Annotated in this window: 7 protein-coding genes; 3 read left to right on the plus strand and 4 right to left on the minus strand. The window is 38.2% G+C overall.

What is annotated here, in order from left to right:
• The first annotated feature begins 19 nt into the window (after positions 1 to 19).
• The 3 genes from odhB to V7659_RS17275 all read left to right on the plus strand — a co-directional run bounded on the left by odhB (position 20) and on the right by V7659_RS17275 (position 3,560).
• The gene (gene odhB / locus V7659_RS17265; protein ID WP_335541042.1) at positions 20 to 1,270 is read left to right on the plus strand and encodes a 2-oxoglutarate dehydrogenase complex dihydrolipoyllysine-residue succinyltransferase; all 1,251 of its coding nucleotides are present in this window, start codon (positions 20 to 22) and stop codon (positions 1,268 to 1,270) included.
• A gap of 367 nt (positions 1,271 to 1,637) precedes the next feature.
• Positions 1,638 to 2,465 carry a rhamnulose-1-phosphate aldolase gene (rhaD, locus tag V7659_RS17270; RefSeq protein WP_335541048.1) on the plus strand — a complete coding sequence of 276 codons (828 nt, stop codon included), beginning with the start codon at positions 1,638 to 1,640 and terminating at the stop codon, positions 2,463 to 2,465.
• 135 nt (positions 2,466 to 2,600) lie between these two features.
• Positions 2,601 to 3,560, plus strand: a complete 960-nt coding sequence (locus V7659_RS17275) for a helix-turn-helix domain-containing protein (RefSeq protein ID WP_335541043.1) — start codon at positions 2,601 to 2,603, stop codon at positions 3,558 to 3,560.
• A 48-nt stretch (positions 3,561 to 3,608) separates the two neighbouring features.
• On the opposite strand, the gene V7659_RS17280 is transcribed toward V7659_RS17275, so the two are convergent.
• From V7659_RS17280 to V7659_RS17295, 4 genes are all read right to left on the minus strand, one after another.
• Positions 3,609 to 4,616, minus strand: a complete 1,008-nt coding sequence (locus V7659_RS17280) for a FecCD family ABC transporter permease (protein ID WP_335541044.1) — start codon at positions 4,614 to 4,616, stop codon at positions 3,609 to 3,611.
• Positions 4,613 to 5,614: a FecCD family ABC transporter permease gene (locus V7659_RS17285; protein WP_335541045.1), complete on the minus strand. Its 1,002-nt coding sequence runs from the start codon at positions 5,612 to 5,614 to the stop codon at positions 4,613 to 4,615. Before V7659_RS17285 ends, V7659_RS17280 begins: the two co-directional genes overlap by 4 nt.
• Before the next feature lie 70 nt (positions 5,615 to 5,684).
• Positions 5,685 to 6,608, minus strand: coding sequence for an iron-hydroxamate ABC transporter substrate-binding protein (locus V7659_RS17290; protein WP_335541046.1), 924 nt, complete (start codon positions 6,606 to 6,608; stop codon positions 5,685 to 5,687).
• A complete protein-coding gene (locus V7659_RS17295) occupies positions 6,559 to 7,404 on the minus strand; it encodes an ABC transporter ATP-binding protein (RefSeq protein WP_335541047.1) in 846 nt (281 codons plus the stop codon). The genes V7659_RS17290 and V7659_RS17295 overlap by 50 nt, the downstream gene beginning before the upstream one ends.
• Positions 7,405 to 7,625: the final 221 nt, after the last annotated feature.

A 7,625-nucleotide genomic window follows, 5' to 3' on the forward strand; every position in this document is an offset into this window, starting at 1 on the left:
ACATAGGAGGATACACCACATGATTGAAATCAAAGTACCAGAACTGGCAGAATCCATTACGGAAGGAACCATTGCTCAATGGCTCATTAATATTGGTGATAAAGTAACCAAAGGAGATAGTGTTGTTGAGTTGGAAACTGATAAAGTTAACATAGAATTAAATGCCGAATACTCAGGTATAGTTACAAAGTTTTTAAAAGAGCCTGGCGATATCGTCGAAGTTGGGGATGTCATTGCGATTATCGAAGAGAATACGGCTGCAGGAGCCATTCCGGCTGTTCCTGCTGCAGCTCCGGAAATAACAGTAGAAGAAACCTTAAATCAACCAAACACCCAACCGGAGCCAGTACTGCCAAAAGGAAATAGTCCAATTGCCTCACCAGCAGCAAGAAAATTGGCAAGAGAATTGGGAATCGATTTAACGCAAGTAAGCAGCCGGGATCCACTTGGCAGAATTAGACCAGAGGATGTAAAAGCCCACACACCGACACCTGTGGTTAAAGAAGAGCCAAAGTTGGAAAAGGCCAGCCCAAAACCAGCCGTACAACAATTAGATGAAGAGTTTGACAAACCAGTTGAACGGGTGAAAATGACCCGCCGTCGTCAAACCATTGCAAAACGCCTAGTAGAAGTCCAGCATACAGCAGCGATGTTAACCACATTTAACGAAGTTGATATGTCGGCTGTTATGGATTTACGCAATCAGCGGAAAGATGCCTTTTTTGAAAAACATGGTGTTCGTCTTGGGTTCATGTCTTTCTTTACAAAAGCCGTGGTCTCAGCGTTAAAGCAATTCCCGCTTTTAAATGCCGAAATTCAAGGCGATGAATTGATTATCAAGAAGTTCTATGATATTGGAATTGCCGTTGCAGCACCAGAAGGTCTAGTGGTACCGGTTGTACGCGGTGCAAATCAGAAAAACTTTGCTGAAATCGAACAGGATATTAGTAATCTTGGTAAAAAAGCTCGTGATAATGCCCTTACGTTAAATGATTTGCAAGGTGGAACATTTACAATTACAAATGGTGGAGTTTTTGGTTCGTTAATGTCAACGCCAATCTTGAATAGCCCGCAAGTAGGGATTCTCGGAATGCATAAAATCCAAACAAGACCAATAGCGATTGATAAGGAACGAATGGAAAACCGACCGATGATGTATATTGCTTTGTCTTACGATCATCGTATTGTAGACGGTAAAGAGGCCGTTAGCTTCCTAGTTGCCGTGAAAGAATTGTTGGAAGATCCACACTCTTTATTGTTAGAAGGATAAGTTTCATTGGGTCATGCTAGTTTAAATTAATAGTTCATAAAAATAGGGATGGAGGTTTTCCATCTCTTTTTTTTGTATTTGGATATCTTCCGGAGGATGTAGAAGCTCAGATTACAGCACCTAAAAATACAAGAGTCATAGTAAATGGTGAATGGAAACAGACCTATTAGGTCTGTTTTTTGATTTTTTCGGAAGTAAACAAATTGATTTTGTGACAAAAATGTCTGTAAAACAAAAATAATAAAAAATATTATTTTTGTTTATGTTGATTTGTTTTTGTTACCGAGTTATGATGTAAATGTAAAGAAGATAAATACACATAAATATAAAAAATAATTTTTTATCAAGGGAGATAAAGAACATGAGTATGACATTGAGAAATTTAATATATACAGCACCTTTTTTACAAGAAATGATTGAAGCAACTACTAACCTATACCGATTAGGCTGGGATGAACGGAATGGCGGGAATATTAGTTACCTTTTAAATGAATATGAAGTTTTACCTTACTTGGATGTTGATAATGTTGTAAGAACAGTACCAATGAGTTTTGATGCTTCCGAGCTTGCAGGAAGATATTTGGCAGTAACAGGTTCTGGAAAATACTTTAAAAATGTTAAAGAGGATCCGGCTTCAAACCTGGGAGTCATTCGAATTTCAGCGGACGGCAAAAGCTACGAAATTCTTTGGGGGCTGGAAGATGGCGCTGTAGCAACAAGTGAGCTGCCAACACATTTAATGAATCATATGAAGCGATTAGCAGCAGACAAAAATCACCGCGTGATCATGCACTGCCACGCGACAAATTTGATTGCCATGACATTTTCACATAGTTTGAAGGAAGAAGAATTTACAAAAACGCTTTGGGAAATGTGTACAGAATGTATTGTTGTTTTCCCTGATGGTGTAGGCGTCATTCCTTGGATCATCCCAGGAACCAATGAAATTGGTGAAGCAACCGCAGAGAAAATGGAACATGTCCGCTTAGTAGTTTGGCCGCATCATGGAATTTTCGGTGCTGGGGCAACCATGGACGAAACATTTGGTTTGATTGAAACAGCTGAAAAAGCAGCTCAAGTGTATACCATTGTTTGTGCCCAGGGCGGCAAAAAACAAACCATTACCGATCAACAGCTTCAAGACCTTGCTGATGCCTTTAAGGTAGTTCCGCGAGAAGGAATTTTGAAATTATAAATATTTAATCAATCAAAAGGCATGTTCCTGTAATAGGGAGCAAGCCTTTTGTAGATTATTTGTTTTTTCAATTGGGGAATAAGATATATGATATGATTTGATTTAGAGATAGAACTCAGAAAATAGGTGAATCAAATGAATCTGGAACTTCTTGACGAACTAATGGAAATAACAGATGAAGAGAGAACGATTCTTGAAGAGCGAAAAAAAGTAAGTAAAGAACTATATACAAATAAGACAAATTTTATTATTGAAAGTGAAAAATTCCTCAGTAAAGATAAGATGATTATGGTTCGTAAGCACACAAGATTTGTGGATTTCCCTTTACATAAACACGATTATATTGAAGTCAATTATGTCTATACCGGGGAATTAAATCAAACGGTGGGCGGAAGGCAAATTACCTTGAAAAAAGGAGAACTTCTCTTATTAAATCAGCATATTGAACATGAGATCAAAGCTTGTGCTAAAGAAGACATTGTCATTAATTTCATCATTCGTCCTTCTTTCTTCGACTTTATTTTTACCTTTCTAAGTTCCGAAAATATTGTCAGTGATTTTCTGATTAATAGCTTATATAACAACACACAGAACGGACAATTCCTTTATTTTAAAGTTGCTGAAGTACAGGCTATTCAGGATATGATTGGAAAAATGATTGAGGAAATCATGCATCCTTCTACTTTCTCAGAATCAACTATTAAGCTTTATATGGGGCTTTTCTTGATTGAACTTATCAAAAATTCCGATAAGGTGGAGAGAAAAGAAGAGGCATCTATCAATCATTATTTAGTAGTAGAGTCACTTAAGTATATTGAAGATCGGTTTAAGGATGCCTCGTTATATGAATTAGCCAATCGCTTGAAACAATCTCACTATGGTTTAAGTAAAACCATAAAAAAGGCCACATCTCACACATTCAAAGAGCTTCTGCAAGAGAGGCGACTTGTGAAAGCGAAAGAATTACTGGAAGGAACCGATATGGCGATTGCTTCAATTGTGGAGCAGGTGGGTTATGATAATATCAGTTATTTTTACCGAATCTTTAAAGGGAAATATGGACTGACACCAAAGGAATACAGAAAGAGAACATGATAGAAATAAAAAACAATGAATCCCTCCAATATGGGGATTCATTGTTTATTACTTTTTTAATAACAAATACATAAAGTACGGAGCACCAATTAAGGCAACCATAATTCCGGCCGGAATACCATTAGGGTCAATAAGGTTCCGTCCAATTGTATCGGCAATGAGTAGGAGCCAACCGCCAATCAGAATCGCTAAGGGAATAAATAATTGATTTCTAGGTCCTACCAAAGCTTTTGCGATATGGGGAGCCATCAATCCGATAAAGGAAATTCCTCCCGTAACTGAAACAGCAGATGCAGCTAAGGCAACTGCCGTTATTAGTAAAACGATCCGTTCCTTTTCAATTGACACACCCACACCAATCGCAGCAGACTCACTTAGTCCAAGAAGATTTAATCGATTAGCTTTGTACAATGTGAAAGGGATTAATATCATTAACCAAGGTAAGAATGCCCAAATAAAAGGCCAATCCGTTCCCCATATGTTCCCCGCTAACCATTTAGCAATAAAATCCACTTTTTCCCTTTCGGCAGATGAAATCAGGACAATCATGACCCCGGAAAGTGCCATCGAAAAACCAATCCCGACTAGAACTAATCTCACCGGCTGCATACCAGAATTTCTTTTATAGGATAAAAGATATATTAGTGCGGCAGTTAGTATCGCACCACAAAAAGCCACAAGGGGAAGCACGAAAACAAATGAACCTGCTTCGATCGGGAAAAACAAAAAGAAAACGGTAATCGCAACACCTGCTCCAGAGTTTATCCCAATAATACCAGGGTCAGCAAGATCATTTCGTGTGATTCCTTGTAAAATAGAACCAGATAAGGCCAAGGCAATCCCTGCTAACAATGTAATAATCATTCTTGGTAAGCGAATAGAAAATAAGACAAAATCCTCTTTAAATGTTCCATGTCCGAGAAGAGTTGGAATAAGTCTGTCATAGGAAAGGGAAGAGTATCCCAAACCCATGCCAATAATGCATGATAACAATATGAGTCCTAGTAAACTACTTAAAAGCATCCGCTGTTTTTTTAATAAAGAAGGCTGAATCATGAAAATACGCTTCCTCCTTTACGGACAATAACAAGGAAGAAGGGCAGCCCCATTACAGCCATGATTGCAATGATTGGTGTTTCGTAGGGAGCATTAATGGTTCTCCCAAGGGTATCAGCAAAAAGCATAAAAGTGGCTCCAAAAATAGCGGACATGGGAAGGATGAAACGGTAATCCGTTCCGACGATTCCGCGAACCAAATGGGGAACCATTAAGCCGATGAAGGCCATATTCCCGATAAGTGCCACAGAAGCACCAGCTAATAGAATAATAACTATAAATAGTATCGTCTTAATTTGAATTGTTTTTTGACCTAATCCAATGGCAACTTCTTCATTTAAGCTTAAAATAGTAAGTTGTCTGGAGAGAAAAAGTGACACAAGTATCCCAATAATAATAAATGGGACGATGATTTGAAGCTGTTTCCACGACGTACCAATCATCCCTCCAGAAGTCCACATGGAAACATTTTTCGAAACTTTGAAATAAATCCCAATTCCTTCTGCAACGGCATAAAGGAAGGCAGAGACCGCTGCTCCAGCTAAAACAATTCTAAGCGGTGAAAAGCCGCCTTTTTTTATGGAACCGATACCAAAAACCATCAGTGTTCCAACAGCAGCTCCCACAAAACAAGCGATCGTCAAGCTGAAATAATTGGCAGAAGGGATAAACGCAATGGCTATGGCAAGTGCCGCATTCGCACCAGCTGTTAATCCAAGAAAACCAGGATCTGCTAGTGGATTTCGCGTCAGACCTTGCATGATCGCTCCTGAAACTGAGAGTGCAGCACCAACAAAAATGGCTGCCGCTGCTCTTGGAAATCGGATTTCACGGAGCATCAAAGTGGCATTATCAGTTGAATTTGAAGTTAGTGCCATCCAAACATCTTTGATGGACGTATCTGCCGCTCCAAAAACGCATGCAGCAATGGACATACCGCCAAAAACAAGGAAAGCAGCGATAATCTTATATACAAAGGGGAAATTTTCTTTTGTCATCAGTCTCTCATCTTTTCTTTCCTAGAATAGGGGAAGAGGGAATTCTAGATAAAGAATCCCTCATAGATTATTAATTTCCGAGAAATGACTTCTTAAAAAAGTCTAATTGCTTATCTAATGTAACTGGGTCACTAAAGGAAGCGCCGTTTCCATTCATTTCAAAGACATGATTATTTTTAACTGCTGGAATAGTCTTGTATGTTTCTGTTTCTTGGAATGAGTGATCTGCATCTGCGTATTTACTTAAAACCACATAGTCCCCGGCATACTCAGGTAATACCTCTGCTGAAATGGCATAGTAGCCAGATTTCAAAGCCATTTCCTTCACTTTTTCAGGCATTTTCAAATTCATAGCTTGATATAGGATTTCCGTTCCTCTAGCCCAGTTATTGCCGAATACATATAGATCCTTATCATAAGCTTCGATGACGGATACCGTTGCATCTTCACCAATTTTTGAACGAATTTCGTCTCCCGCAGTTTTGGCACGTGTTTTAAAGTCATCAACCCAAGCTTGGGCTTCTTTCTCTTTATTTAACAGTTTTCCAATTTCAATATGTTGGGTTAAATAATCGGCTTTCCCCCAAGTATAAGTTACAGTTGGAGCAATTTCTTTTAATTTATCAAGGTTTTTAATATTGGATAACCCAATGATTAAATCCGGTTCTAATTCGATAATTTTTTCTAAATTCTCATCAGATACTTCTGCGACATCTTTTAAGTCTTCTTTAAAAGTGGGATTATTTTTAGACCAAACATCTACACCAACGATATTTACACCTAAATCGATGACATTACCCGTGAATCCTGACAGCAAAATGACACGTTTTGGGTTTGATGGGACTTCTACCGGGCCATTTTCTGATTGATATGTAATGGTTTTTGGTTGTTCCTCTTTTTTAGGGGAACTCTCATCTTTTCCTGACGTCTCGTTACTGCAGGCACTAATAATTAACACTAAGAGCAGGATAAACGGGAATAGCAGCTTTTTCATTTTGATTTTCTCCTTTTAATAAGTTGTAAGTTATACACATGGGCTTATTTGTTCGTGGATCTCTTCCAATTTGGGCATCAATTTGGAAAACTTTTTTCAACACTGAAGGAGTCATTACTTCCTCGCAATCTCCTGCCTTGACGATGTGACCCTCTTTCAGAGCAATGATATAGTCAGCGAAACGTGCCGCATGATTTAAATCGTGAAGGACCATGACAATGGTACGTTCCTGTTCAATGTTCAGCTTTTGAAGAAGCTCTAGTATTTCCAATTGATGAGCCATATCTAAATATGTGGTTGGTTCATCCAGAAAAATGATGTCCGTCTCTTGAGCAAGAGCCATGGCAATCCAAACTCGTTGGCGTTGGCCTCCAGATAAGGAATCAACTGAACGAAACTTAAAGTCTAGTAAACCTGTGACTTCAAGTGCCCAGTCAATAACTTCATAATCTTTTTTCGTTAAGCGTCCAAAGCCTTTTTGATAGGGAAAGCGGCCATAAGAAACGAGTTCACCCACTGACAATCCTCCGGCACTTTCAGGTGATTGCGGGAGAATGGCCATTTTCTTAGCAAGAATCTTTGTATTTTCCTTTGAGATATCTTTTCCATCTAACAAAACGGTTCCAGATTGCTGCGATATAATCCTTGTGATCGCTTTCAATAAGGTAGACTTCCCGCAGCCATTCGATCCGATGATGGTTGTTATTTTTCGATCGGGTATTTTCACACTGAGATTTTTAACAATCAACTGGTCATCATAGCTAATGTTTAAATCCTCTGTATATAACCGAACCATTATTGACCTCCTTTAAAGAAAGAGTAAGTAACAACATATTATTGATAATGATTATCATTTTCACAACTAACTATATTCGTTCGATTTATTTCTTGTCAATAACTTTTTTTTAGTTTTTCAGAGATTGGTTGTGAAAAGAATGGGAAAATCGTTGATAGGACGGAGAGGATGTTTACAATTTTATAAAAAAATTCTAAAAAATAAAAAAAACATTTGATATT

It is taken from the genome of Neobacillus drentensis (assembly GCF_036966985.1).
In the GTDB taxonomy this organism is placed as follows: Bacteria; Bacillota; Bacilli; order Bacillales; family Cytobacillaceae; genus Neobacillus; species Neobacillus drentensis_E.

What these genes read in the sequence shown, in the direction of transcription:
- V7659_RS17295 (WP_335541047.1), bottom strand. Translation starts at nt 7,404, where the DNA reads ATGGTTCGGTTATATACAGAGGATTTAAACATTAGCTATGATGACCAG.
- rhaD (WP_335541048.1), top strand. Translation starts at nt 1,638, where the DNA reads ATGACATTGAGAAATTTAATATATACAGCACCTTTTTTACAAGAAATG.
- V7659_RS17285 (WP_335541045.1), bottom strand. Translation starts at nt 5,614, where the DNA reads ATGACAAAAGAAAATTTCCCCTTTGTATATAAGATTATCGCTGCTTTC.
- V7659_RS17275 (WP_335541043.1), top strand. Translation starts at nt 2,601, where the DNA reads ATGAATCTGGAACTTCTTGACGAACTAATGGAAATAACAGATGAAGAG.
- V7659_RS17280 (WP_335541044.1), bottom strand. Translation starts at nt 4,616, where the DNA reads ATGATTCAGCCTTCTTTATTAAAAAAACAGCGGATGCTTTTAAGTAGT.
- V7659_RS17290 (WP_335541046.1), bottom strand. Translation starts at nt 6,608, where the DNA reads ATGAAAAAGCTGCTATTCCCGTTTATCCTGCTCTTAGTGTTAATTATT.
- odhB (WP_335541042.1), top strand. Translation starts at nt 20, where the DNA reads ATGATTGAAATCAAAGTACCAGAACTGGCAGAATCCATTACGGAAGGA.